Here is a 23,942-nt window from a genome sequence, read left to right as displayed (position 1 = left end):
CGAATCAGGCGCAGAAAGCCGCCGTGCCCGATGACGGGCTACTGGGACAGCGGAAGGCGGACGACGAAGCAGGCGCCCCGGTCGCTGTCCCGGATGGTGAGCGTGCCCCCGTGGCTCCGGGCGATCTCCCGGGCGATGGGCAGGCCGAGGCCGAGGCCCCCCGCGTCCCTGCTGCGGGCGCTGTCCAGCCGGGTGAACCGCCGGAACACCGCTTCGCGCTGGTCGGGCGCGATCCCCACGCCGTCGTCGAGGACCTCCAGCTCCGCCATCCCCCCTCCTGAGCGCGGGTCGGGGGCGTAGCCGTCGTCCACCCGGCGCACCGTGATCGTGACCGTGGAGAGGGCGTGCCGCTGGGCGTTCCGGACCAGGTTGCCGACCAACTGCCGCAACCGGGACCGGTCGCCCGCGACCATCAGGCCCTGTGTCAGGTTCCGGACGACCGTCAGATGCGACGGCGTGCCCTCCAGCTCCGTGGCGACCAGGACGGAAAGGTCCACGGGCCGCCGCTCGCAGGGCACGCCGGAGTCCAGCCGGGTGAGGGTCAGCAGGTCGCACGCGATCGACTGGAGGCGCTCCACGCTCGGGAGCACGTCCTTGCACAATGTGGAGGTGTCCACCTCCCCCGGCGCCAGGAGGGCGTCCTCCAGTTGTGCGCGGATGGCGGTGATCGGCGTGCGCAGCTCGTGCGAGGCGTCGGCGCAGAACCGCCGCTGCTGCCCCAGCGCGTCCTCCAGCCGGTCGAGCGTCTGGTTGACGCTGCGGGCCAGCCGGTAGATCTCGTCCTCGGGGGCGGGGATCGGGACCCGGCGGCCGAGGTCGGTGCTCTGGATGTCGTCGAGCTGGGCCCGGATGGCGTCCACGGGCCGGAGCGACCGGGCCACGACGCGCCGCGTCCCGTAGACCACCATGATCGAGAAGACGGCCGTGCCGGCGACCAGGAGGGCCGTCACACCGGGGGAGACGTAGAACGGGAGGGTGGGAACGGCGCTGTAGACGGTCCAGTCGCCGTTGCGGTACACCCGCTGGGCGACGACGATGTGGCACCGGTCCGACGTGAACACGGAATGGCAGACGACCTCGCTGCTCACCCTGCTCGGGCCCCTCGGCGTGAAGTGCGCCATGAGCGGCTTGTTCTGGAGATCCCTGCTCGCCGCGACGACCCGTCCCCGGGGATCGACCACCTGGACGGGGCGGACCAGGTTTCGCGGGATGGGCGGAAGCGGGTTGACGACCTGTCCGCGGTCGACGTAGTAGGCGGTCAGGTCTCCCACGGCCGTCGCCTCCTTCGTGAGGTCGCAGGCGGTCGCCCTGCCGATGACGATCAACAGGACCATGAAGAACGCGACGCAGAGAGCGCCGAACGCCGTGCCGACGAACAGCGCCAGCCGGCCTCTGATGGAGCGATTCTCGAGTCTCACCGTGAACCCCCGATCGCACGGTGTCCTGAGGGACCAGAACAAGCCTGACCCGACGGCGGGCGACGCGGTATCGCACATCCACGCGATTAGCTAGGCGGGGGTGCGGTTGCGGGGCCCGGAACGACTGATGTCTCATGGACCTATGGGGGGCGTCCGGCAGGCCCCGGCAACCGTAGGCGAGCCCGATTCCTTGCGGTCATCCTGGCCGGGTTGGCGCGGCCGTACGCGGGAGTGGGACGTAGTCCTCGGCATGCTTGGGGCGGCCCAGGCCGGCCGGGGCGGGGTCCTGCTGATCGAGGGCCGGCCCGGCACCGGGAAGAGCCGCCTGCTCGACGAGGCGGCCGCCTCCGCGGAGAGGTCGGGGCTCTGGGTCGCCAGGGGCGTCGCCGACGAGCTGACCCAGTTGATCCCGCTGGCCCCGCTGATGGCGGCGCTGGGAGCGCCCGCCCGCTCCTCCACAGTGGGCGAGAGCGGGCCGGGCCCGGGCGATCAGCGGCTGCTGCTGGTGGAATACCTGCAGGAACCGCTGGAACGGCGGGTGGCCCAGGGGCCGGTGGTCCTCATGGTGGACGACGTGCACTGGGCCGACCCGATGACCCTGCTGGCCCTGAGGTCGATGACCAGGGACCTCGCCTCCTACCCGCTCGTCTGGATGCTGAGCCGTACGAGCGGCGGCGGGGCCGGTCGCCGCATCGAGCGGCTGTTCGACCTGCTCGAACGCGACGGCGCGAACCGGATCGCGCTGCGGGCGCTGGACGAGGCGGCGGTGGCGGACGTCGCCACCGACGTGCTCGGGGCGGTGCCCGATCCGGACGTCCTGGCCCTGACCCACCTGGCGGACGGCAATCCCTTCCTGCTCGTCGACCTCCTGGAGAAGCTCAAGGCCGAGGGCGTGGTCCAGGTCGCCGGCGGCCACGCCCGGATGGTGTCCGCGCGGCTGCCCCGGGTCCACGAGGTCACCCGTGAACGCCTGGAGGAGCTGCCGAACCCGACCCGGCACCTGCTTCAGGTCGCCGCGGTCCTGGGCCGGTCGTTCTCGGTTCAGGATCTGGCCGAGATGCTCGGCGAGTCGAGCTCCGGCCTGCTGCCGAGGCTGGAGGAGGCGCTGTCGGCGGGCGTGGTCGAGCCCTCGGGTGACGAACTGGCCTTCCGGCACGATGTGCTGTGGCAGACGGTGCTCGGGGCCCTTCCCGCCGCCGTGCGGCGGGCCCTGCACCACGACGCGGGACAGATGCTGCTCAAACGGGGCGGGTCCGCCGTTCCCGCCGCCACCCACCTGATTCACGGCGCCACCCGGGGGGACGGGCCCGCGCTGCTGGCGCTGGACCGGGCGGCCCGGGAGGTGCTGTACACCTCCCCCCAGACGGCCGCCGACCTCGCCCTGCGGGCGCTCGACCTGAGCGACTGCGCCGGCCAGGACTGGTGCGCCCGCGCCGCGACGGCCGTCGACGCCCTGACCGCGATCGGCCGGCTCGCCGAGGCGGCCGATCTCGCCCGCGACGCCCTCGCCAGGGCGTCGCCCGAGCAGGTGCCGCGCCTGCGACGCGCGCTGGCCTACAACCTGTTGCTGAGCGGCCACCCCGCGGAGGCGGTGACCGAGTCCGAACGCCTGCTCGAACAGGACGATCTCGCCGACGAGCTTCGCGGGTGCGCGGAGTGGGGGCTGTTCTGGGGCCTCATCTCCCTGGGTGACCTGAGGAAGGGGGGTGTCCTGGCGGAGGCCGTCCTCCGCGAAGGGGCGCGGCACACCGACGCCGCCGTCGTCGGGGCGCTCCTGCTCCTCGCCCGGTGCGCCATCGTCGACGGGCGGATCGCCGACTCGTTCGCGCACCTGTACGAGGCCATCCGGATCGCGGACACCGGGACCGTCCAGCCCATACAGCGCCCGTACGCGCGCCTGCTGATGAGCCTCCACTTCCGCGCCCTGCGCCACTACGATGCGGCGGACATCGCCGCCCAGGCCGCCGAGGAGGACATCCGGGCCCTCGGGCTGACCGTGTTCGCCGCACAGCCGGCCCTGTTCCGCGCCTGTCTGAAGCTGGCGACCGGGCGGCTCGACGACGCCGCCACCGAGGCCCACGCCGCACTGATGATCGCCGACGAGGTGGGCGCCCACGGGTTCGTCCGCGTCGCGCTGTCCATGCTCGCCCTCATCGCCGTGCGCCGCGGCGACATCGACGCCGCGCTCCGGCACATCGAGCAGTATCCACCCACGCCCCCCGCCCCTGGGATGCTCTACGGATCGGGGCTCGAACAATGGGTGACGGCCGCGGTGGCCGAGGCCCAGGGCGACGCCGGACGGGCCATGGAGATCCTCCAGCCCCTCTACGCCGACCCGGCCGAGCGACGCTGCGCGATCCTCGTGGGGCCCCTGTCGACCGCCTGGATGACCCGCCTGGCGCTGGCCACGGCCAACCGCCCGTACGCGCAGGCCATCCTCAAGAGCGCCGAGCACCTGGCCAGGAGGAATCCGGACGCCCCCATCTTCGCGGCGGCCGCCGCCCACGCCCGCGGGCTCCTCCACCGGGACGCCGACGCCCTCGCCTTCGCCGCCGACAATCATCCTCAGCCGTGGGAGCGGGCCTCGGGAGCGGAGGATCTCGGAGTCCTGCTGGCCGCCTCGCCCGACGCCTCCGCTCGCGAACGGGCCGTCGAGAGCCTGGACCGGGCGCTCGACGGCTACCAGGGCATCGGCGCCCACCGGGACGCGGCACGGGTGCGGGCGAGACTGCGGGAGCTGGGCGTACGGCGCCGCCACTGGGCCGGCTCGACGCGGCCCGCCTTCGGCTGGGAAAGCCTGACCGACACCGAGCGCACGGTGGCCACACTGATCGCCAGGGGCATGACCAACCGCCAGGCCGCCGCGCGGATGTTCCTGTCCCACCACACGGTCTCCACCCACCTGCGCCGGATCTTCGGCAAGCTCCAGATCGCGTCCCGCGTCGAGCTCGCCCGCATCGTCACTGAGCAGTACGCCCTGCCCGACGGCTGAGAGCGGCGACGGATCACGAGGGCCGCCGGACGCTCTCGCGACGGTGCCCGAGGGCCAGGGCGCAGATCGAACGGCCGCGCCCCCGTCCGGCGGGATGACGCCGGGCGGCGGCGAGCAGGTCCGCCGCCCGGCGCGGATCGGTCAGTCGCCGAGGTTGATGTAGTCGGGGATGTCCGGGATCGGGCTGATGAGGTCCTTCAGCTGGGCCACCTGGTCCGCGGGGGGAGGCGTGATGCGCACCTTTCCGCCCCAGTGCGTCAGGCGGGTGGAGCTCCGGAGCACGAGTTCGTCGCCGGTGCCCTTGACCGCGTTCTTCTCGGTCCCGAGCGACGCCCTGATCGCAGTGGACACGTGGCGCACCAGGCCGTCGGAGCCGATCCAGACCCGCCAGTACAGCGGGCTCCTGCGCTCCTCGGCGCTCATCGTCGAGAGGAGCCTCCTGGTCTGCGGCGTGTCGCCGTAGTAGGCGGTGTAGTACCCGCCCAGGGTGATGGTGCCGCGGTAGGCGGTCGTCCTGACGCGGTCCTCGGTCCCGCCGGCGCCCTTGGCGGCCGTCGTCGCGAGCAGCGCCTTCAGCAGGCCGGGACGGAACACGTCGACGAGCTGGAAGCCGGCGGACAGGGAGGCCGCCGGGTCGCCCCCGGTGAGCGCCAGCCAGGTCTTGCCCGGCGGCAGGAGGTCGCTGAAGATGCCGCCCTGCTGGTAGCTCGTGCCCTTGACCGTGATCGTGCGGGTTGGCCCGTCGAGGCCCTGCAGGACGTCGTCGTCCCCGAACAGCCCGCCCCAGTCCATCGTCGAGGTCGTGTCGGTGGCCGCGATCCCCGAGGTGCCGAACTGGACGTCGCCCTCGTCGTGATACTTGACGGCGATCCCCTGGCGGCTGCCGATCGTCCCCGAGGTGGCGATGTGCACCCCGCGGCCCGCCACGAACTGCTTGCGGATCACCGGTTTCGCGGCCTGGGCGTGCGCCGGCGCCGTCAGCGCGGGCGTGGCGAGGGCGGCCGCCGCCGCGCAGACCAGGGCGGCGATTGTTCGCCTCATGGGCGTTCCTCCCGTGTGGTGCCGCGTCTGTTTGCGGCGACCTACGGAATCCTCCCGTTCCATGATCACACGGGAGTCACGAAACTCGGCGGAAGCCGTGCAGATCCCGACGGGGAACGCGCCTGCAGGACGTCCGGCTCGCGAGGAACATCTGGTCTGTGACCGGAACGTTTCCCACTCTTCATCTTGACGATTCCGCACAGGTGGGTAAGAGTGCTGGCCGAGAGAGCGCTCTCTTGCGTGTTGCCGATCCGCCGGCACCCGTCCGGGACCCGCGTCAGGGGACCCGGCGTGGCTGTCGCGCGGGTCCATTCCCCCACGTCAGGAGCCGTGATGCCACCGATCTCCCCGCCAACCCTCCGCGCGGGCCGCCGCCGGAGATCCGCCGCCGCGCTCGCCGCGCTGGCCGCCGTCGTCGCCGTCGTGCTGGCCGCCTACACCGCCGTCGTCACGCCCGCCCAGGCCGCGAGCACCCTGCTCTCGCAGGGCCGGCCGGCCACCGCGTCGTCGACCGAGAACGCCGGGACCCCGGCCTCGGCCGCCGTGGACGGCGACGCCGCGACGCGCTGGTCCAGCGCGTTCAGCGACCCGCAGTGGCTGCAGGTCGACCTCGGCGCCAGTGCGAGCATCACCCAGGTCACGCTGACCTGGGAGGCCGCCTACGCGAAGGCGTTCCAGATCCAGACGTCCGGCGACGGCTCGTCGTGGACGACCGTCTACTCGACCACCACCGGCGCGGGCGGCACGCAGACGCTCAACGTGACGGGCACCGGCCGGTACGTCCGCCTGTACGGCACGGCCCGCGCCACCGCGTACGGCTACTCCCTGTACGAGTTCCAGGTGTACGGGACGATCGGCGGGGGCGGCGGCTGCGGCACGGCCGACGCCGCGCAGGGCCGGCCGGCGACCGCGTCGTCGGCCGAGAACGCCGGGACGCCGGCCTCGGCCGCCGTGGACGGCGACACCGGGACGCGCTGGTCCAGCGCGTTCAGCGACCCGCAGTGGCTGCAGGTCGACCTCGGCGGCAGCACCACGGTCTGCCAGGTCGTGCTCAACTGGGAGGCGGCCTACGCGAAGGCGTTCCAGATCCAGACGTCCGGCGACGGCTCGTCGTGGACGACCGTCTACTCCACGACGACGGGCACGGGCGGCACGCAGACGCTCAACGTGACGGGCACCGGCCGGTACGTCCGCCTGTACGCCACGGCCCGCGCCACCGCGTACGGCTACTCCCTGTGGGAGTTCGTCGTCCACACGACGGGCGGGACGACCACCCCGACGCCGACCCCCACCCCCACGCCGAGCCCGACCGGCTCCAACCCGCCGGACGCGTTCTGGGGCGACACCGGCAGCATCCCGGCCGCCAGGAACGTGCTCACGGTCAAGATCCTGAACCGGACCAACGGCAAGTACCCCGACAGCCAGGTCTACTGGAGCTTCAACGGCCAGGTCCACTCCATCGCGGAGCAGCCGTACCTGGACATGCCGGCCAACTCCGCCGGGCGGATGTACTTCTACCTGGGTTCGCCCGACAGCCAGTACTACGACTTCATCGAGTTCACCGTCGGGCCGACCGTGTTCAACGGCAACACCACGCGCGTCGACGCGTTCGGCCTCAAGCTGGCCATGCGGCTGCACGCCAAGGACGGGTACGACGTGCAGGTGGGCGAGGACTACGCCACCTTCCAGGAGGACCGCGCGACCACCTTCCAGCGGTTCGCCAACGAGGTGCCGGCCGAGTTCAAGCCGCTGGCCCAGGTCCAGGCGCCGTACCGGATCCCGGCGCCCGGCAGCTACAGCGGCTTCCGGGCCGGCGGGGCGAACGCGAACTACTTCACCAGCTACGCCACCGCCAACGGCATCTCGGCGGCGACCTCCGACATCTTCGGCTGCGCCGGGTCGCTCGCCAACGACCCGGGGCACTGCGCCGCGCTGAACCGGCACGTCGCGCATCTGCCGCAGTCGCAGTGGTCGACGCCGAGCCTGTACTACCAGGCCGCCCCGGCCAACTACTACGCCAAGTTCTGGCACGACCACGCGATCAACCACCTGGCGTACGGCTTCCCGTACGACGACTACGCGGGCCAGTCGTCCTTCATCTCGCACGGCAACCCGCAGTGGCTGCTGGTCGCCGTCGGCTGGTGATCCCCGCCTGACCGCACGCCCGCGACGGCCCCGCGTCCCCTCGCTGCCAGGGACGCGGGGCCGTATCATCTGTGTCCTCCCCTTCTCCGACGGGATCGAGGTCGAGATGGACATCGCCGCTTTGACCGCGTTCCTCGCCCCCCTGCTGCCGTACCTGCTGAAGGCGGGGGAGAAGTTCGGGGACGCCGCGGCCGAGAAGATCGGCCAGGAGACCTTCGGGTTCGCCCAGAGGATCTGGTCCGCCCTGCGCGGGAAGGTCGACGAGAAGGACGCGGCCAAGGAGGCCGTCATCGACGTCGCGCGGGATCCCGACGACGAGGATCTGCGGGCCGTTCTGCGGGTTCAGCTGAAGAAGCTGCTCGCGGAGGACCCGGAGCTCGCGGCCGAGGTGGAGGGGCTGTGGCGGCAGGCGACGGCCGCGACAGGAGGAGTCGTCACGAACGTGACCGCCAGCGGAGCCGGGTCCGTGGCCATCGGGCGCGACGCCACGGGCAGCACGATCACCACCGGCGGCACGGGACCGACCGGCTGAGGGCCGGGCGGCGGCTCCGGGGCGAGAGCGACCGGACGCCGAGCACGCCCGCGGCCGGGTCCGGGGGCCGGGTCCGGCGTGGGCGCCCACCTGGGCGTCAGCGGCGAAGCCGCCACAACCAGACCTCCGCCATCCGCCCGTCGAACACCCGCACGTCGTCGTCCGGCCAGGCCCCGATGTTCAGCCCGTACGGCCACTCCACGCCGCCCACGCGGCCGAGATTGTCCTCCCGGGAAGCGGCGAGGGCGCCGTCCACGGAGAGCGTCATCAGGTCCAGGCCGTCGTACACGAAGCTCACGTCCACCCAACGGCCGGTCGGGACCAGGCCGGGCGCGGTGGCCAGGACGTGCCACTGCAGGCCCGCGTACACGCTGCCCAGCAGGGCGCCGTCCGGCTCGATGGAGAAGGAGAAGGCCAGATAGCCCTCGACGAGGGTCCGCCGTTCCGCCAGGGCGTCCGCGCGGAGGCGCACGCGGGCCCGGACGCCCCCGAGGTCGGCGAGGCTGGGCGAGGGGAACACGACCACCCGGGAGCCGCGGCCGTCGAAGGGCATCCCGTCCGGGTCGGGCCGCGTCGCGCTGTGCCCGTGGTTGCCGTGCCCTGACAGGTCGGCGGAGCTTCCCGACGTGTACCGGTGGTGGACGACCAGCTCGAATCCCGGCATCACGGCCACCACCGGTACGCGGCCGTGACCGCCGCCGCCATGTCGACCAGTCCCTGCGGCCCGGCCAGTTCGAGCAGCCCGGGCAGCAGACCGGGCGTCACCTCCAGCAGTTGGGCGCGGGCGCCGGTGGCGAGCAGGCGCAGAACCGTCCGCACATGGTCGAGGACGTCGAAGGTGCCCGCGGCCACCAGCGGCCCGGTCAGGCTCGCCAGCACCCGCCCCCTGGCGACCGGGTCGGGCAGTCCCCGCGCGAGGAGGACCGCGACGGCGAGCGCCTCGCCCGGCAGCGGGCGGACCCGGGTCAGGGCGTTCTCCCGTTCGATGTCGGGCAGCATCCGTACGAGGTCGAGGGCGTCGCCCGCCCGGCCGCGTCGTCCCAGGGCGAGGGCGACGGCGATGGTCGCCTGCCCGAGCGTCACCGGATCGGTGATCGCGGGGAGCGTCGTCCGGGCCTCCTCCAGGCCGTCCCGATCTCCGCCGGGCGGCGCAGCCGACGCGATCCGGAGGAGGGCGGAGATCCGCCCGCTCGGCTCCGCGATCCCGTCGGCCACGGCGTACGCCGAGTCCGTACGGCCGGCTGACGCGAGGACCTCGGCCCGCCAGTGGCGCGAAGGCAGCCGGGCGGCCAGCTCGGCGGCTTGGTCGGCGCGGCCGGCGGCGGCGAGCCCGGACGCCGCGCCGAACTCGGCCGTCATCCTCCAGTACGGATCGCGGATCGTCCCCACGACCTCGTCCGCGGCCTCCGCCCGGCCCTCCCGGCCCAGCCTCGCGGCGAGCGCGGCGGCGGCGGCGTCGTGCCGCTCGCGGTCGTGGACGGCGGCCACCGCCTCGCGAGCGGCGGGCAGGAGCCCGGCGGGCGCCACGGCGACCAGCCCGGCCAGGACCGCGCCGCCGTCGTCCGGGGAGGCCAGGGCGATGTCCAGCGCGTCGGCGAGCAGCCGGACCCGCTGCGCGGGCTCGTCGTGGACGGCCACGGCGCCCAGCACCGCGGCGCGCCAGCCTCCGGGGAGGTCCGCGAGCACCGGAGCGAGCGACCCGTCGGCCGCCATCGGAACGAGCCCGGCCGCGTTCGCCCGCAGCAGTTCACCGCGGGTCGCGGGATCGTCGAGGGCCGCCGCGACGTCGAGCGCGCGGCGCGTCAGGCCGGGCCGCACGGCCTCGCCGGTCTCCGCCGCGATCGCGAACAGCGCCCTCGCCAGTCCCTCGGCGTCCGGCATCTCGGAGGCGCAGGCCAGCGCCATGTCGACGGCGCCGGTCGCGGCCAGGCACGCCGCGATCGACCCCATGGTGGTGGTGAGGATCTGCCGGTCGCCCACGAGGAGGGAGATGTCCAGCGCCGCCCGCAGCACGGCCTCACGCGTCTCCGCCGGGGCGGTCCTCGCCGACTCCGTGAGCAGCTCGGCGCGCCATCGCGGCGACCGCACGAAGCCGCTGGACGCCACGTGCCGGTCGGCGCCGGACGCGGCCGGGTCATCGTCGAGGCCGATCAGGAGGGTGGCCACGCCGCGACGGGTCCGGCGGCGGTACTGCTCCAGGAACTCCGCCGGATCCCGCGGCTCGTGCGCGTCTCCCGACAGCACCGGCGCGACCGGGCCGGGGAGGCTCAGGGCGTCCAGTCCCCGGTGCGCGATGTCGCGTTCGTACGGCCTGCCCATGCCGCCGGCGATGCGGCGCAGGTCGTCGTGGTGCTCCGGCCCGGCCACCTGCGCGAGACGCAGCAGCTCGCCCGCCCGCCAGTACCCGTCGGGCACCAGCTGGACGCTCGCGAGCGCCTCGCGGACCGCCTCGGCGTGGGCCGGCCCGGTCAGGCGCGGCACGAGCGCGCTCAGCGACTCGGCCCTGGCCCGAGCGTCGGACATCTCCCCGGTGAGCTCAAGGGCCTGTGCGGCGGTGAGCATCCCGTGGTCGATGAGCAGGAGCAGCAGTTCGCTGGGAACGTTGCCGGCCACGCTGTCGACGGATGACGCGATCAGCGCGTACCGCAGCTCGAGGGCGACCGTCCGGGGGGCGGCCGGGGCGGCCGCCTTGTCCGGCACCTGTTCGGCACGGCTCCAGGCCCGCTGCACGTCGAGGGCGTAACCGGCGAACTCGCGGCGGGCCCGGTGCACCTCGTACCAGGCGTTGGACGCCGGGGACGGCCCCGCCTCGTCTCCGGCGTCAGCCCGTGGCCACTCGAGCGCCATCAGGCTGTGCAGGACGGCGTCCTCACTCGCGTGGACGAGGTGATGCACCAGATGCCGCAGACCGTAGCCGTCGTCCATGGCGGCGGCGTCGCCGCGCAGCCGCGGCAGCCCCTCCGGAAGCTCGCCCCAGGCGGTGAGGTAGCGCTCCGCGACGCGCCGGTGCGCCTCGCGCTGCGCCACACTCAGCCGGTCGACGAAGAACCGCTCGGCGCTGCTCAGCGCGGACGCGTCCACCTGGCCCGCCATGAACTCCCCGAGGCTGTCGTGGAAGGCGGCGTAGCGCTCGTCCGTCCCCTCGCCGCTGATGTGGAGGAAGGGCCGCCACGCGTCGCCCACGAGGTCGGCCGCACGCCCGGGATCCGGGCACCGGCTCATCTCGCAGAGCAGGTCCAGCGTCAGCGGCTCCTGCGCGGCGGTGAGGGCGACGAGCAGTGGGAGGTCGACGCCGGCCCAGGTGCTCTCGTGCGCCCGCTGCCAGTCCCGCCAGAAGCGGGCGTAGTACTGCCACAGGCCGATGGGCAGCGACGAGAGTTCGCTCGGGCTCCTGGCGCCCGTCCGCAGCTCCGCCAGGACGTAGCGCAGGACCAGCCACACGCCGCCGCACCAGAGCGCCAGCCTGTCGACCACGTCGGCGGGCGCCGCGCCGGAGGCGGCCAGGCGCTCCGCCAGGTCCGGAGCGCCGACCATGCGGTGCAGGTAGGCCCGGATGTCGCCGAGGTTCTCGGGGCTGTCGGGCCGGATCCGGAGCACCCGGCGCGGTGTGTTCACCACCAGGGGGAGGTGCGTCGTGCGCTGGGTGGCCAGGACGTAGACGCCGTCCGGGAGCTCGGACGGCAGGGCGAGCGGGTTCTGGAAGGGCAGGGCCGCCGTCTCGTTCAGCCCGTCCACGGCGATGACGATCGGCTCGCCCGGACGTGTCGCGTCCCGCATGTCGGCGGCCTCGTAAAGGACCTCGGTGAAGAAGTCCGGCCGGGAGGCGTTGGCCCCGAGCACCCCGCCGACCGCCATCGAGCGGAGGTCCCACGCGCGGATCAGCTGGGCGGACAGGTTGCGCAGGGCCACACCCAGGTCGTTCACGTCGGGCATGAGCCGGACGAAGTGGTGGACGTACTTCCGCTCCCTCGCGATCCACGCCATGAACGCGGTCTTGCCCATCCCGGCTTCGGCCTCGATGAGGAGGTAGCCGCGGTCGTTCGACGACAGGAAGCTGTCGATCTCCCGCACCAGCCAGTCCCGGCCGGTGTACTCGTCGAGCCGCAGCTCCCGGTACAGCGCCCGCGGACTGAGGTAAGCCTCCGCCAGACGCTCGTACTGCCCGACGAAGAACTGGTTGACGCCGCCCGTGACGAAGATGCTGTTGATGGCGTCCCCGCCGACGGCGATCGAGCCGGCTCCCTCCGCATGGACCGTCACGGCGCCTCCCGGGCGACCGGCCCACGCGCCCCGGCCTCCCGGCCTGTCCACGGCGACCACGACGAGCGCACCTCGTCACCCTCCATCATCGGCACACGCGCGTCAACGGGCCGCCCGGCGACGCCGGCCCGGCCCGTGTGCCGGCGGAGCCGTCCGCCGGGCCGCGGGTCAGGCGTCACGCGTCCCGTCCGCCAGCGCTCCCGCCCAGTCGGCCAGCACGCGCTCCCAGCTCCACGTCCTGCGGACCCACGACGCCGCGGCCGCCCGCCGCTCCGGCGCGACGCGGAGCGCGGTCTCGACGGCCGCGGCGACCGCCTCCGGGGCGGTTCCCTCGTACGTGACCGGCAGCCCCGCATGGGTGAGATCGCGGACCAGTGCGGCGGGCATGACCGTCGGGACGCCGAGGGCCATCGCCTCCTGCGTCGCACGGGGGAGACCCTCGGCGTGCGACGTCAGCACGCTCACGTCGCTGCCGAGCATGACCGCGGCCACGTCGTCGCGGGATCCGTGCCAGGTGACCATCCCGTCGACCCCGAGGCGCGCCGCCCTCCCGAGCAGGCCGTGAAGGTGCGCGTCGTCGACGGAGGGCCCCACCATGTGCCATCGGATGCCGGGCATGCGCCGGGCGAGGACGGCCAGCGCGTCGAGGATGAGCCCGTGGTTCTTGACGGGGTCCACGCGTGCCACGGTCAGGCACGCGGGCGAGCCGGGAAGCCGCCGTACGACGCGGTCGTCCGGCTCCACGCACTGGCCGCTGACGGTGATCCGCTCCGGGCCCACCTTCAGCTGGTCGGCCAGCCTGCCGGCCGCGAGACTGCCCCACGTGACCCAGTGGTCGACCCGGTCGGCGATCGTCCGGAGGTGAGCCGCGGGCAGGTAGTTGAGGGACACCTCGGGAACGGAGTGCAGCGCCGCCACGACCCGGCGGCCCCGGAGACGGCAGGCCGCCGCCAGGTCGATGCTCTCGTGGCTGACGACGGCGTCGCCGGGCCGGGTGCCGCGGTCCAGCGCCTCGGCGACGCGGTCGATCGCATCCACCTTGTGGTAAACGTCCGCGCCGAAGTCGCCCAGGAGAGCCTCGGGCTCCGGCGAGCGAGGCAGGAGCCGAGGGCTGTGAACGCCGCTGACCAGCAGCCGGACGTTCCACCCGGCCCGGTGCTGGGCCTGCGCGAGAGCGATCGCGCTCAATCCGCGGCCGTGCCCGATCTTGACACGGTTGAGGACGTGGACGACTGACATATCCCCACCCGTATCGAATTCGCCGAGCCCCTGGCCGACGGGCTCGCCGTACCTCTGTCATGGTCGTACGGGAAGGGCCAGGCATCAAGGCCGGTAGTCCTTGAGCGTGATGGCGGAGGCGGCCCTGCGGATGGGCTCGGTGACCCGCTTGATCATGCTGTTCCGGCCCGGCAGGTGCGGCATCAGCCGGAGCATGAGCATCTGGAACCTGATCCGGCCCGGCGACGTCAGCACCATGCCCTTGAGGTTGCCCTCGGCGAGCTTCTGGTTCTCCTCGGCGAAGTGGCGCATGTCGCGCTCGTACGCGGCGAACGCGGCCCGGTGGTCCCCGCGCGCGGCGGCGAGGGAGCCGGCCAGGACGTACGCGCCGACGAGGGCCAGGCTGGTGCCCTGGCCGGAGGCGGGCGAGGGGCCGTAGGCGGCGTCGCCCAGGAGGACGACCCGTCCGGACGACCAGTGGTCCATCCGCACCTGGCTGATGGAGTCGAGGTAGAAGTCGGGGGCGTCCTCCATCGCCTCCAGGAGCCGCGGCACCTCCCAGCCCGTGCCGGCGAAGGCCTCGGCCAGCAGCTTCTTCTGCCCCGCCACGTCGCGCCGGTCGTACGCCATCGGAGGCGAGGAGAACAGGAACAGCGCCTTGGCGTCGGCGGCGCCGCGCGTGCTGTACATCCCGGCGCTCCGGCCGGGGGCCGGGTGCATCATCTCGGTGCGGTCGAGGCCCAGGTGGTTGGGGACCGTGAAGATCGAGATGTAGTGGCCGAGGTCGTGGACGAACCGGGACTCCTCGCCGAAGGCCAGCTCGCGGACGGTGGAGTGCAGCCCGTCGGCGCCCACCACGAGGTCGAACGTCCGGGGCGGGGCCGTCTCGAAGGTGACGCGGACGCCCTCGGGCGTCTCCTCCATCCCGGTGATGGAGTCGCCGAACAGGTGCTCCACGTCGTCCCGGGTCGCCTCGTGCAGGATGCGGGCCAGGTCGCCGCGCATGATCTCGACGTCGTCGCCCTCGCGGCCGCCGAACAGGTCGGCGCTCATGGTCGCCCGCTCCCTGCCGCGGGCGTCGACGAACCGCGCGATCCGCATGTCGGTGCCGTGCCGGCGCACCTCGTCGGACAGTCCCATGCGGTCGACGACCTCAAGGGCCGCGCCGCGAATGTCGATCTTGTAGCCGCCGTCCCTGAGGGAGGGCGCGCGCTCCACCACGGTCGGGGTGAACCCGTGCCTGCGGAGCCAGAAGGCCAGCGTGGACCCGGCGACGCCTCCGCCGGAGATCAGGATGTTCGTCATGGCCCTGACTGTACAAACGTCTCACTCATCTGTCTAGCACAATTGTCCAAGACATCTGTACGAGGATCCGCTAGGCTCTGGGCATGGGAAATCGGGAAGACCTGCTCGCCGGGGCCAAGCGGTGCCTGATGGAGAAGGGGTACTCGGGCACCACCGCCCGGGACATCGCCGCGGCGTCGGGCACCAGCCTCGCCTCGATCGGCTACCACTTCAGGTCGACGAAGGCCCTGCTCGACGCCGCCCTCATCGAGGCGATGGAGGAGTGGGGGCAGGAGCTCGAGAGCACCCTGGCTGCCGAGGCCCCGCCGGACGCCACCCCGACCCAGCGGTTCGAGGCCACCTGGGCGCGGATCATCGAGTCGTACGGCAGGCTCCGGCCCCTGTGGGCCATCCAGTTCGAGCTCGTCGCGCAGATGGACCGCCTGCCCGAGCTGCGGGAGGCCTTCGCGGGCGCCAACCGGCAGGCCCGGCTGGGGCTGGCGGCGCTCTTCGAGGGCCTCGACCCGGCGGATGACGAGAAGAAGGCCATGGCCGTCGGCTCGTTCTACCAGGCGCTGCTCGCCGGACTGGCGACCCAGTGGCTGGTCGACCCGGACAGCGCCCCCTCCGCCCACGACCTCGTGGAGGCGCTGCGCGCGATCCGGGCGGGGCGGCCGGAGGGCTGACCGGGGGAGCCGTCACACGAGCACGGATTCCGCGTCGGCCGGGGCGGGCCGCAGGAAGCGGACGCCCACCGTGCCGAGGGCCGAAGTGAGCAGGACGCCGCCCAGCCCCTCGGTGACCGGAAGGAAGAACGAGACCAGCGTTGCCAGGATCAGTGCCGGGACGGCCCAGTGGACCGTACGGGACCGCAGCAGCGCGGCCGGCAGCAGGACGAACCCGAGCATGCCGGCCAGCACCATGATCTGGACGACGGCGAAGGCCGGCTCGGCGGCCACGCCGTTCGCCGCCGCCACGTCCTGATCGGTCACGCCGCCCGCCGCGAGCGCGCCGAGGGCCGTGCCGCTCGCGGCGTCGCCGAGGTTGCCCAGGATGTTGAGCCCGAGCAGGCCGAGGCCGAGGTGCCCGAGCACGGCGCCCCGGCCGGGGAACAGCCGGGGCAGTCCGGCGAGCCCGGGCAGCATGACGACGGAGGCGATCAGTTGCAGCAGGACGGCCAGGCGGAACCGGCCGGGGTCGGCGGCGACCTCGGCGAGCAGGGCGCGGGCGTCGCCGCCCGGCGTCTTCAGCGCCATCGCCGCGGCCATCGCGGCGGGCCCGGCGATCAGGCAGGCCCCGGCGAAGCGGCGGCGGAGATCTGCGGCGGATGCGGACATGTGAGCCTCCTCGGTCGGTGAGGCCGCCACCGTAGGCGCGCCCCTCGCCCGGGCGCGTCCAGCCGTACGACGATTCCGGCGACCGCGATCGTCCGGCCGTACGACGACTCGGACGGCCGTGCGCGTCCGGCTGTGGGACGAGCACGGCGGCCGCGCGCATCGGGCGGCTGGAGGACGCTGCCGTCGTCCGCTCGGGCGATCCGGCCCGCCGGGGTCCGGGGTTATCGTGAGCGCCATGCGCTGGCTCCCGCCCCGGCCCCCGTGGACCGACGTCGCGGTCGCCGCGCTGCTCGGCGTCACGGCCGTGCTGGAGGCGACGACCGGCGACATCCCCCTGACCGCCGTCGAGATGCTCGCGGCGGCCGCCGCCGTCGTCCCCGTCGCCTGGCGGCGGGTCTGGCCGCTCGGCGTGGTCGCGGCCGACCTCGTGGCCGTGGCCGCCTTCTCGCCCGTGGCGCACAATTTCGAGAGCGGGTACGCGTTCTTCGCCATGATCGTGGTCAGCTACTCCGTCGCGGCCAACGCCAAGCTGCGGGACGCCGTCCTCGGCGCGGCCATGGTGGCCGCGTTCGTGCTGGTCGGCTTCGCGATCGACCCCGGCCGCGGCGGCGCGGGCGACTACCTGTTCACCGGCGTGCTGTTCGGCGGCGCCTGGACGCTGGGGTACCTCATCCGCAGGCGCGGCCTGGAGGCGCGCGTCCTCAAGGACAAGGCGGCCGAGCTCGAACGCCGCCGGGCCGAGGACGCGCAGCGGGCCGTGCTGGCCGAGCGAACCAGGATCGCCCGCGAGCTCCACGACGTGGTCGCGCACAGCCTCAGCGTCATGGTCGTCCAGACCGGCGTCGTACGGCGGCGCCTGCGCCACGACCGCCCGGACGACAGCGAGCTGCTCGACGAGGTCGAGCAGACGGGCCGGGGCGCCATCGGCGAGCTGCGGCGGCTGCTGGGGATCCTCCGCGCCGACGACGAGGAGCTCTCGCTCGCCCCGCAGCCCGGCCTCGACCGGCTGCCGTCCCTGCTCGACCAGATGCGCGAGACAGGGCTGGCGGTCGGGATGACGGTGGAGGGGGAGCCGTCCGCGCTGCCGCCGGGCGTCGACCTGGCCGCCTACCGGATTGTGCAGGAGGCGCTCACCAACACGCTCCGGCACGCGGGGCGGGGCGCGCGCGCCGAGATCGCGCTGCGGTGGACCGGCGAGGCCGTCGAGCTGGAGGTTCGCGACGACGGTCCGGCCGCGGGCGCCGGCGGGAACGGCGCCACCCCGGGCACCGGTCACGGGCTGATCGGCATGCGCGAGCGGGCGGCGCTGTATGACGGGACGCTGGAGGCCGGGCCGTACCGGCGCGGCTTCCGGGTGCGCGCGGCGCTCCCGTTCGGCGGAGGCGGGCGATGAGCATTCGTGTGGTGGTGGCCGACGATCAGGCGATGGTGCGGCGCGGCTTCCGGCTGATGCTGGACGACGAGCCCGACATCGAGGTGGTCGCCGAGGCCGGCGACGGAGAGCAGGCCGTGCGGGCGATCCGTTCGCTCGCCCCGGACGTCGCGCTCATGGACATCCGCATGCCGGGGGTCAACGGCCTGGAGGCGACCCGCCGCCTCGCCGGGGTGGCCACCCGGATCATCGTGCTGACCACGTTCGACCTCGACGAGTACGTCTACGAGGCGCTGCGGGCGGGCGCCGCCGGCTTCCTGACCAAGGAGGCGCCCGCCGAGCGGCTGATCGAGGCGGTCCGGGTCGTGGCGGCGGGGGACGGAATCCTGACGCCGGGGGTGACGCGGCGGGTCATCGAGGCGTTCGCCGCGGCCCCCCTGCCGCGCCGCTCACCCGCCCTCGACGTCCTCACGGCCCGCGAGATCGAGGTGCTGAGGCTGATGGCCCGGGGCCTGTCAAACCCGGAGATCGCGGCCGAGCTGTTCATCTCCGACACGACGGCCAAGACCCACGTCAGCCGCATCCTCACCAAGCTCGGCCTGCGCGACCGCATCCAGGCGGTGATCTTCGCCTACGAGTCCGGCCTCGTCGTTCCCGGCTGAACGGCCGCGGGCCGTCCCCGTGCGCCTTTGCCAGGCGCCGTTCCCGGGCTCGTCGCCGGCGTCTCCGGCGCGCTCCGCCGACACACAGAGGGGGCCGGCGACGCGTGGTCGCCGGCCCCTCAGTGGTGGACGGTCAGGCCGCCCCGGTCATGGCCGCGTGCAGCCGCAGGTAGCGGGCGGCCTCCTCGGGCCTGCTCCGCCGCTCCAGGGTCCGGCCGAGCAGCAGGCAGGCGTAGTCCTCGGCCGGATGGCGCTCCAGGATCAGGCGGAGCTCGGACTCGGCCCGGCCGAGCTGGGCCGAGTGGTAGTAGGCGCGGGCCAGTAGCAGCCGGGCCGCCAGGTCGTCCGGGGCCTCGGCCACCACGTCCGCCAGGATGCGCGCGGCGCCGATGTAGTCCTTCAGCTCGAAGAACAGCCGGCCCCGCTCGTACTCCTCGGCAAGCCTGTCCATCTCACTCCTTTCCGGGCATCGGCCCGTCCGCGTGCGGGACCCGCTCGGCGGGGATGACGCCGAGACGGCCCGCCTGGTAGTCCTCCATCGCCTGGATGATCTCGGCGCGCGTGTTCATCACGAACGGGCCGTAGTGGACGACCGGCTCGCGGATCGGCCGCCCGCCGAGCAGCAGCACCTCCAGGTTGGGCTCCGCCAGGGGCTGGGCGGTGTCCGCCGCTAGCGTCAGCGACCCGCCGGGGCCGAATACGGCCAGCTGTCCCTTGCGGACCGGCCGGCGCTCGGCGCCCACGGACCCCTGGCCCGCGAGCACGTAGGCGAGGGCGTTGAAGTCCGGGTTCCACGGCAGGTCGAGCCGGGCGCCGGGGGCGACGGTGGCGTGGACCATCGTGATCGGGGTGAACGTCACGCCGGGGCCGGCGTGGCCGTCCAGCTCGCCGGCGATCACGCGCAGCAGCGCGCCGCCGTCGGGCGAGGTGAGCAGCGCCGACTCGCCCCCGCGGATGTCCTGGTAACGGGGCAGGTGGAACTTGTGCGCACGCGGCAGGTTGACCCACAGCTGGATGCCGTGGAACAGGCCTCCCGAGACGACCAGGTGCTCCGGCGGCTTCTCGATGTGCAGCAGGCCCGAGCCGGCGGTCATCCACTGCGTGTCGCCGTCGGTGATCGTGCCGCCGCCCCCGTTGGAGTCCTGGTGCTCGAAGATCCCGTCGATGATGTACGTGACGGTCTCGAAGCCGCGGTGCGGGTGCCACGGCGTGCCCTTGGGCTCGCCCGGGGCGTACTCGACCTCGCCCATCTGGTCCATGTGGATGAACGGGTCGAGCGCGGACTGGGGGACCCCGGCGAACGCGCGCCGGACGGGGAAGCCCTCGCCCTCGAAGCCGCTGGGCGCGGTCGTCACCGACCGCACGGGGCGCGGTCCGGCGACGGCCGGATCCGGTACGGCGACGCGCGGCAGCGTCAGTGTGTCGGCGGTGACGGCGGGCATGGCCACCCCTTCTGGTTGAAACTTCAAGTACGTGCGATAGAACCCATGATGGCCCTCAGACATTCCCCGCGCGAACCGAGGCGGCGGACCAGTTCTCCAGCAGGAAGTGGAGCGCCGCGACCCCCCGCTCCCACGACGCCCGGATCTCCCGGGTGTGGGTGAAGACGCCGTTGGTCTCCAGTGTCACGTAGCCGTGGAAGGAGCTGCGCAGCAGCCGTCCCGCGTCGGTCAGGTCCGGTTCCTCCAGCCGGTACGCCCGCAGCATCGCGTGGGTGAGCTCGACGTGGCGGGCGAAGGCCGGGGAGGCGGCCACCACGGCCGGGTCGTGCCGGACCTGCGTCGCCGCGTAGCGGCCGGGATGGGTCAGCGCGTAGTCCCGGTACGCGTTCGCGAACGCGGCCAGCGCGTCCACCCCCGACCGGCCGGCGACCGCGGCGGCGATGCGGTCGGCCATCTCGCCCGCGGCCAGCAGGGCGACCCGTTCCCGCAGGTCCTTCAGGTTCTTGACGTGCGAGTACAGGCTCGGCTCCTTGACTCCGAAGCTGCGCGCCAGCGCCGCCACCGTCACGTTCTCGAACCCGACCGCGTCCGCCAGCTCCGCGGCGGCCTCCGTCACGCGCTCGGTCGTCAGGCCCGCACGAGCCATCCGCCGCCTCCTCTTCCTAAGACCAATAAGTAGTTGCCTAATACCAATAGGCGAAGTAGCGTTCCCCGCCATGAAAGCACTCGACAACGGATGGGCCGACGAGGCGTTCGGCCGCGTGGCCGACGTCTTCCGCCGCGACTTCGACGAGTACGGCGAGCTGGGCGCGGCCGTGGCCGTGTTCGCCGGCGGGCGGCAGGTGGTGGACCTGTGGGGCGGGGTCGCGGACGCGCGCGACGGCCGGGCGTGGTCCGCGGAGACCGTCGTGCCGATCTTCTCCTGTGCCAAGGGTGTCGTGAGCGTCTGCGCCCACCTCCTCGCCCAGCAGGGACGGCTGGACCTCGACGCCCCGGTGAGCCGGTACTGGCCCGAGTTCGCACGGGCCGGCAAGGAGGCGATCACGTCGCGCATGGTCCTCGGGCACCGCGCCGGGCTCCCCGTCCTCGACCGCACGCCCGGCTTCGAGGAGATCGTCGCGTGGACGCCGGTGGTCCGGGCGATCGAGGAGCAGGAGCCGTTGTGGGAGCCTGGCACCGCCCACGAGTACCACGGCCACGTCTTCGGCTTCCTCATCGGCGAGGTGATCCGGCGGATCACCGGCCTCACCCCGGGCGCGTACTTCCGCAAGGCCGTCGCGGACGACCTCGGGCTGCGGACCTGGATCGGCCTGCCGGAGGACGAGCTCGGCCACCTGGCCCGCCTGTCGGAGGCCGAGGGCCGGCCCTCGATGCCCGGTCCCGATTCGCTGCCCGTGCGCATCGTGACCATGAACGGCGTGCTCGTCTTCCCCGGCATCGACGAGCCGCACGGCTGGAACGACCCGGCGATGCTCACCGCGGAGTTCCCCGGAGCGGGCGCCGTCTCGTCGGCGAGCGGGCTCGCCGGGCTCTACGCCGCGGCCGCCACCGGGATCGACGGCGCGCCGCCGCTGCTCGGCCGGGACACGCTGGACGACGCCCTGCGCGAGCAGTCGTCCGGGCCCTCGTGGTCGGGGTTCCCCGACCTGGGGGCCCGGTGGGGGACCGGCTTCCTGCTCGACTCGCCGGGCTTCCGGCCCATGCTCGGCCCGCGCGGCTTCGGCAACGACGGCGCGGGCGGCCAGTTCGCCTTCGGCGACGACGAGTACGGCGTGGGCTTCGCCTACGTGAGCAACCGCATGGTCGGCCACGGCGACGGCCGTGCCACCCGGCTCGCCGCCGCCGTACGGGAGTGCCTGCGCCCGGAGTGACGGCCCACGTGCACGCTCCGGCGCGGGGTCAGGACGAGGGCCGGTGCCAAACGGGGAACTCCGGAGGCCGGGGGTCGGTCCCGGCCTCCAGGACCCGCTTGGCCCGTTCGACGCAGGCCGGGCAGACCGGCAGTTTCACCGACCGCGCCAGCGCCTCAGGGGTGGGTTCGCGCCGGGATCCCAGCGGACTCATGCCGGGCGGGAGGTTCGTCTCCGGGTCGACCAGGAACATCGTGACCGTGTCCGGGTCGAAGCGGAATCTGCGCTTGCAGCCGTAGCAGCGGCCGATCGCGGTGATGTTCTCGTCCGTCATGGGCCGTTCCTCCTCACCGGCACCGTACCTCCCGATGCCGTGGGCGGCGCCCCCGAGGAAGGGAGGGGTCGCCCGGCGGCCCGTATAGTGGTGGCACGCCCTGGCCGGTCCTGGGCGGCGGCGGTGGGGCCCGCCGTTCCCGAGGGGGAGAACCGCGACGCCGCGTCGCCGACGGTCCCTACCGCATGCGATGCGTTCATGCCGGTAGGAGGATCGAGTGCAGGAGCCGGTCACGCCCGTCGACCCCGATGTCGACCTCCACGTCCCGGCCGATCGCGCCGAGGTGCGGCCCAGCCCGCTGCCGGTTCTGGCCGCCGTCTCCGCGGGTGGCGTGCTCGGGGCTCTCGCCCGCTTCGGGATCTCCACCGCCCTGCCGCATCCGCCCGGCGGGTTCCCCTGGTCGACGTTCCTGGTCAACGTGTCCGGGTGTTTCCTGATCGGTGTGCTGATGGTGCTGATCGGCGAGGTGTGGAGCGGGCGCCGGCTGCTGCGGCCGTTCCTGGGCGTGGGGGTGCTCGGCGGCTACACCACCTTCTCGACGTACGTCGTCGACATCCACCAGGCCCTGGCGGCGGGCGCGGCGGTGACGGCGCTCGCGTACCTCGTGGCGACGCTCGCCGCGGCCCTCACGGCGGTGTGGGCCGGCGCCGCCGTCACGTCGTTCGCCGTCCGCGCCGGCCGGGCCCGCGCGCAGAGCCGCCGGGAGAGCCACCGGGAGAGGAGGCCGTGATGAGGCTGACGGGCCCCGCCGTACGGCTGACCGTCTTCATCGGGGAGACCGACCGGTGGCGTCACCGGCCGCTGTATCACGAGATCGTGGCGCGCGCCCACGCGGCCGGGCTGGCGGGCGCGTCCGTGCTGCGCGGCATCGAGGGGTACGGCGCGTCGAGCCGCGTCCACACCGACCGGATCCTGTCGCTGTCGGACGACCTGCCGGTGGCGGTCGTCATCGTCGACGCGGAGGACCGGATCCGGGCGTTCCTCCCGCAGCTCGACGAGCTGATCACCGAGGGCCTGGTCGTGCTCGACCCGGTCGAGGTGATCCGCTACGCCGGGCGGCCCGCGTCCGAGGGCGGCGCCGGATGACGGTCCTGCTCGTCGTGCTGGGGGCCGCGATCGGCGCGCCCCTGCGCTACCTCACCGACCGGTTCGTCCAGGCGCGCCACGACTCGGTGTTCCCGTGGGGGACCCTCGCGGTCAACGTCGCGGGGTCGCTGGTGCTCGGCCTGCTCGCCGGGCTGCCCGCCGGCCCCGCGGTCACCGCGTTCGTGGGGACGGGCTTCTGCGGGGCGCTGACCACCTACTCCACCTTCAGCTACGAGACCCTGCGCCTGGTCCAGGACGGCGCCCGCTTCTACGCGCTCGCCAACGTCGTGGCCGGTCTGGTCGCCGGTCTGGGTGCCGCTTTCGTCGGCCTGGTGATCGCGCAGGCGCTCACCGCCTGATCCGGTTGCGCCGGGCCCTGAGGGGTAGTCGAGGCGTCATGTCGGATGGTCCCAGTTCGTTCCGCAGCAGGGTGCCCATCGCCGTCCTGGCCCTTTTCGGGTGCGCGGTCTCGACCTACCTGGCGCTGTTCCAGTACGGCGTGCTGTCGTCGGTGTGGGATCCGTTCTTCGGGGACGGCTCCCGGGCGGTGCTGACGTCGGCCGTGTCCCGCATGCTCCCGGTGTCCGACGCGACGCTGGGCGCGGTCGCCTACCTCGCCGAGGCGGTCCTGGAGCTGTCCGGAGGCAGCCGGCGGTGGCACGACCGGCCGTGGCTCGTGCTGCTCGTCGGGCTGACGGCGGCCGCGTTCGCGGTCACCGGCGTCGGCCTGGTGATCACGCAGCCCGTCCTGACCGGCACGTTCTGCACGCTGTGCATCACCTCCGCCGTGATCTCCTGGGTCGTCGCGCTGCTGGTCTCCCGGGAGGTACGGGCGGCGCTGGGCCGGGTCAGGGAGCTGAGGAGGAACGGGCTGCCGCTCTCGGCGTCCCTCGTGGGACGGGCCTGACGAGGCCCCGCGAGATACCCTGAACCCCGCACCGCCGCGAGGTCGCCCGGCGCAAACGCATC

Annotated in this window: 22 protein-coding genes; 11 read left to right on the top strand and 11 right to left on the bottom strand. The window is 73.5% G+C overall.

All coding sequences use genetic code 11. The annotated features are described in order from the left end of the window. Window positions 1-38 precede the first annotated feature (38 nt). Window positions 39-1,418, bottom strand: coding sequence for a sensor histidine kinase (locus tag Mco01_RS08155; protein WP_204056278.1), 1,380 nt, complete (start codon window positions 1,416-1,418; stop codon window positions 39-41). Between the two features lie 127 nt (window positions 1,419-1,545). On the opposite strand from Mco01_RS08155, the gene Mco01_RS08150 reads away from it, so the two are divergent. After that, complete coding sequence (locus Mco01_RS08150) at window positions 1,546-4,410, top strand: helix-turn-helix transcriptional regulator (RefSeq protein ID WP_307825563.1); 2,865 nt, start codon at window positions 1,546-1,548, stop codon at window positions 4,408-4,410. 141 nt (window positions 4,411-4,551) lie between these two features. Here the strand turns inward: Mco01_RS08150 and Mco01_RS08145 are convergent, their stop codons facing one another. Then, the gene (locus tag Mco01_RS08145; RefSeq protein WP_204056276.1) at window positions 4,552-5,451 is read right to left on the bottom strand and encodes a hypothetical protein; all 900 of its coding nucleotides are present in this window, start codon (window positions 5,449-5,451) and stop codon (window positions 4,552-4,554) included. A 333-nt stretch (window positions 5,452-5,784) separates the two neighbouring features. On the opposite strand from Mco01_RS08145, the gene Mco01_RS08140 reads away from it, so the two are divergent. Further along, window positions 5,785-7,596, top strand: coding sequence for a discoidin domain-containing protein (locus Mco01_RS08140; protein ID WP_204056275.1), 1,812 nt, complete (start codon window positions 5,785-5,787; stop codon window positions 7,594-7,596). 106 nt (window positions 7,597-7,702) lie between these two features. Next, window positions 7,703-8,128: a hypothetical protein gene (locus Mco01_RS08135; RefSeq protein ID WP_204056274.1), complete on the top strand. Its 426-nt coding sequence runs from the start codon at window positions 7,703-7,705 to the stop codon at window positions 8,126-8,128. Between the two features lie 97 nt (window positions 8,129-8,225). Here Mco01_RS08135 and Mco01_RS08130 read toward each other — a convergent pair whose 3' ends face one another. The 4 genes from Mco01_RS08130 to Mco01_RS08115 all read right to left on the bottom strand — a co-directional run bounded on the left by Mco01_RS08130 (window position 8,226) and on the right by Mco01_RS08115 (window position 14,911). Continuing rightward, the gene (locus tag Mco01_RS08130) at window positions 8,226-8,792 is read right to left on the bottom strand and encodes a LamG-like jellyroll fold domain-containing protein (protein WP_204056273.1); all 567 of its coding nucleotides are present in this window, start codon (window positions 8,790-8,792) and stop codon (window positions 8,226-8,228) included. Next, entirely contained in the window at window positions 8,792-12,388 is a 3,597-nt protein-coding gene (locus Mco01_RS08125) for a hypothetical protein (protein ID WP_204056272.1), read from the bottom strand. The genes Mco01_RS08130 and Mco01_RS08125 overlap by 1 nt, the downstream gene beginning before the upstream one ends. Window positions 12,389-12,556: 168 nt before the next feature. Continuing rightward, a complete protein-coding gene (locus Mco01_RS08120) occupies window positions 12,557-13,627 on the bottom strand; it encodes a glycosyltransferase (RefSeq protein WP_204056271.1) in 1,071 nt (356 codons plus the stop codon). A gap of 84 nt (window positions 13,628-13,711) precedes the next feature. Continuing rightward, complete coding sequence (locus Mco01_RS08115) at window positions 13,712-14,911, bottom strand: FAD-dependent monooxygenase (protein ID WP_204056270.1); 1,200 nt, start codon at window positions 14,909-14,911, stop codon at window positions 13,712-13,714. An 83-nt stretch (window positions 14,912-14,994) separates the two neighbouring features. On the opposite strand from Mco01_RS08115, the gene Mco01_RS08110 reads away from it, so the two are divergent. Then, window positions 14,995-15,576 (top strand): TetR/AcrR family transcriptional regulator, encoded by a 582-nt coding sequence (locus Mco01_RS08110; RefSeq protein ID WP_204056269.1) that lies wholly within the window; start codon window positions 14,995-14,997, stop codon window positions 15,574-15,576. A 12-nt stretch (window positions 15,577-15,588) separates the two neighbouring features. Here Mco01_RS08110 and Mco01_RS08105 read toward each other — a convergent pair whose 3' ends face one another. Beyond that, window positions 15,589-16,227, bottom strand: a complete 639-nt coding sequence (locus Mco01_RS08105; protein ID WP_204056268.1) for a hypothetical protein — start codon at window positions 16,225-16,227, stop codon at window positions 15,589-15,591. Between the two features lie 235 nt (window positions 16,228-16,462). Between Mco01_RS08105 and Mco01_RS08100 the strand changes: the two genes are divergently transcribed. Next, a complete protein-coding gene (locus Mco01_RS08100) occupies window positions 16,463-17,620 on the top strand; it encodes a sensor histidine kinase (RefSeq protein ID WP_204056267.1) in 1,158 nt (385 codons plus the stop codon). After that, window positions 17,617-18,261 carry a response regulator gene (locus Mco01_RS08095; RefSeq protein WP_036325768.1) on the top strand — a complete coding sequence of 215 codons (645 nt, stop codon included), beginning with the start codon at window positions 17,617-17,619 and terminating at the stop codon, window positions 18,259-18,261. The genes Mco01_RS08100 and Mco01_RS08095 overlap by 4 nt, the downstream gene beginning before the upstream one ends. Before the next feature lie 133 nt (window positions 18,262-18,394). On the opposite strand, the gene Mco01_RS08090 is transcribed toward Mco01_RS08095, so the two are convergent. From Mco01_RS08090 to Mco01_RS08080, 3 genes are read right to left on the bottom strand one after another with little or no spacing between them, the layout of a single operon-like run. Continuing rightward, complete coding sequence (locus Mco01_RS08090) at window positions 18,395-18,712, bottom strand: tetratricopeptide repeat protein (protein ID WP_204056266.1); 318 nt, start codon at window positions 18,710-18,712, stop codon at window positions 18,395-18,397. Between the two features lies 1 nt (window position 18,713). Further along, window positions 18,714-19,703: a pirin family protein gene (locus Mco01_RS08085; RefSeq protein ID WP_204056265.1), complete on the bottom strand. Its 990-nt coding sequence runs from the start codon at window positions 19,701-19,703 to the stop codon at window positions 18,714-18,716. A gap of 55 nt (window positions 19,704-19,758) precedes the next feature. Continuing rightward, window positions 19,759-20,349, bottom strand: coding sequence for a TetR/AcrR family transcriptional regulator (locus tag Mco01_RS08080; RefSeq protein ID WP_204056264.1), 591 nt, complete (start codon window positions 20,347-20,349; stop codon window positions 19,759-19,761). A gap of 70 nt (window positions 20,350-20,419) precedes the next feature. Between Mco01_RS08080 and Mco01_RS08075 the strand changes: the two genes are divergently transcribed. Next, on the top strand, window positions 20,420-21,574 hold the full coding sequence (locus tag Mco01_RS08075; protein WP_204056263.1) for a serine hydrolase domain-containing protein: 1,155 nt from the start codon (window positions 20,420-20,422) through the stop codon (window positions 21,572-21,574). A 28-nt stretch (window positions 21,575-21,602) separates the two neighbouring features. Here the strand turns inward: Mco01_RS08075 and Mco01_RS08070 are convergent, their stop codons facing one another. Next, window positions 21,603-21,887 carry a hypothetical protein gene (locus Mco01_RS08070; protein ID WP_204056262.1) on the bottom strand — a complete coding sequence of 95 codons (285 nt, stop codon included), beginning with the start codon at window positions 21,885-21,887 and terminating at the stop codon, window positions 21,603-21,605. A gap of 217 nt (window positions 21,888-22,104) precedes the next feature. On the opposite strand from Mco01_RS08070, the gene Mco01_RS08065 reads away from it, so the two are divergent. From Mco01_RS08065 to Mco01_RS08050, 4 genes are read left to right on the top strand one after another with little or no spacing between them, the layout of a single operon-like run. Continuing rightward, a complete protein-coding gene (locus Mco01_RS08065; RefSeq protein ID WP_204056261.1) occupies window positions 22,105-22,617 on the top strand; it encodes a fluoride efflux transporter FluC in 513 nt (170 codons plus the stop codon). Then, window positions 22,617-22,973 carry a DUF190 domain-containing protein gene (locus tag Mco01_RS08060; protein WP_204056260.1) on the top strand — a complete coding sequence of 119 codons (357 nt, stop codon included), beginning with the start codon at window positions 22,617-22,619 and terminating at the stop codon, window positions 22,971-22,973. Before Mco01_RS08065 ends, Mco01_RS08060 begins: the two co-directional genes overlap by 1 nt. After that, a complete protein-coding gene (gene crcB / locus Mco01_RS08055) occupies window positions 22,970-23,332 on the top strand; it encodes a fluoride efflux transporter CrcB (RefSeq protein ID WP_204056259.1) in 363 nt (120 codons plus the stop codon). Before Mco01_RS08060 ends, crcB begins: the two co-directional genes overlap by 4 nt. A gap of 38 nt (window positions 23,333-23,370) precedes the next feature. Then, window positions 23,371-23,880 (top strand): vitamin K epoxide reductase family protein, encoded by a 510-nt coding sequence (locus Mco01_RS08050; RefSeq protein WP_204056258.1) that lies wholly within the window; start codon window positions 23,371-23,373, stop codon window positions 23,878-23,880. Window positions 23,881-23,942: the final 62 nt, after the last annotated feature.

The organism is Microbispora corallina (assembly GCF_016863035.1).
Lineage (GTDB): Bacteria > Actinomycetota > Actinomycetes > Streptosporangiales > Streptosporangiaceae > Microbispora > Microbispora corallina.
Note: the sequence above shows the minus strand (reverse complement) of the source record. Positions and strands in the feature narration are given on the sequence as shown.

What these genes read in the sequence shown, in the direction of transcription:
- Mco01_RS08110 (WP_204056269.1), top strand. Translation starts at nt 14,995, where the DNA reads ATGGGAAATCGGGAAGACCTGCTCGCCGGGGCCAAGCGGTGCCTGATG.
- Mco01_RS08140 (WP_204056275.1), top strand. Translation starts at nt 5,785, where the DNA reads ATGCCACCGATCTCCCCGCCAACCCTCCGCGCGGGCCGCCGCCGGAGA.
- Mco01_RS08060 (WP_204056260.1), top strand. Translation starts at nt 22,617, where the DNA reads ATGAGGCTGACGGGCCCCGCCGTACGGCTGACCGTCTTCATCGGGGAG.
- Mco01_RS08095 (WP_036325768.1), top strand. Translation starts at nt 17,617, where the DNA reads ATGAGCATTCGTGTGGTGGTGGCCGACGATCAGGCGATGGTGCGGCGC.
- Mco01_RS08130 (WP_204056273.1), bottom strand. Translation starts at nt 8,792, where the DNA reads ATGCCGGGATTCGAGCTGGTCGTCCACCACCGGTACACGTCGGGAAGC.
- crcB (WP_204056259.1), top strand. Translation starts at nt 22,970, where the DNA reads ATGACGGTCCTGCTCGTCGTGCTGGGGGCCGCGATCGGCGCGCCCCTG.
- Mco01_RS08075 (WP_204056263.1), top strand. Translation starts at nt 20,420, where the DNA reads ATGAAAGCACTCGACAACGGATGGGCCGACGAGGCGTTCGGCCGCGTG.
- Mco01_RS08145 (WP_204056276.1), bottom strand. Translation starts at nt 5,451, where the DNA reads ATGAGGCGAACAATCGCCGCCCTGGTCTGCGCGGCGGCGGCCGCCCTC.
- Mco01_RS08120 (WP_204056271.1), bottom strand. Translation starts at nt 13,627, where the DNA reads ATGTCAGTCGTCCACGTCCTCAACCGTGTCAAGATCGGGCACGGCCGC.
- Mco01_RS08105 (WP_204056268.1), bottom strand. Translation starts at nt 16,227, where the DNA reads ATGTCCGCATCCGCCGCAGATCTCCGCCGCCGCTTCGCCGGGGCCTGC.
- Mco01_RS08085 (WP_204056265.1), bottom strand. Translation starts at nt 19,703, where the DNA reads ATGCCCGCCGTCACCGCCGACACACTGACGCTGCCGCGCGTCGCCGTA.
- Mco01_RS08070 (WP_204056262.1), bottom strand. Translation starts at nt 21,887, where the DNA reads ATGACGGACGAGAACATCACCGCGATCGGCCGCTGCTACGGCTGCAAG.
- Mco01_RS08100 (WP_204056267.1), top strand. Translation starts at nt 16,463, where the DNA reads ATGCGCTGGCTCCCGCCCCGGCCCCCGTGGACCGACGTCGCGGTCGCC.
- Mco01_RS08050 (WP_204056258.1), top strand. Translation starts at nt 23,371, where the DNA reads ATGTCGGATGGTCCCAGTTCGTTCCGCAGCAGGGTGCCCATCGCCGTC.
- Mco01_RS08090 (WP_204056266.1), bottom strand. Translation starts at nt 18,712, where the DNA reads ATGGACAGGCTTGCCGAGGAGTACGAGCGGGGCCGGCTGTTCTTCGAG.
- Mco01_RS08150 (WP_307825563.1), top strand. Translation starts at nt 1,546, where the DNA reads ATGTCTCATGGACCTATGGGGGGCGTCCGGCAGGCCCCGGCAACCGTA.
- Mco01_RS08115 (WP_204056270.1), bottom strand. Translation starts at nt 14,911, where the DNA reads ATGACGAACATCCTGATCTCCGGCGGAGGCGTCGCCGGGTCCACGCTG.
- Mco01_RS08135 (WP_204056274.1), top strand. Translation starts at nt 7,703, where the DNA reads ATGGACATCGCCGCTTTGACCGCGTTCCTCGCCCCCCTGCTGCCGTAC.
- Mco01_RS08080 (WP_204056264.1), bottom strand. Translation starts at nt 20,349, where the DNA reads ATGGCTCGTGCGGGCCTGACGACCGAGCGCGTGACGGAGGCCGCCGCG.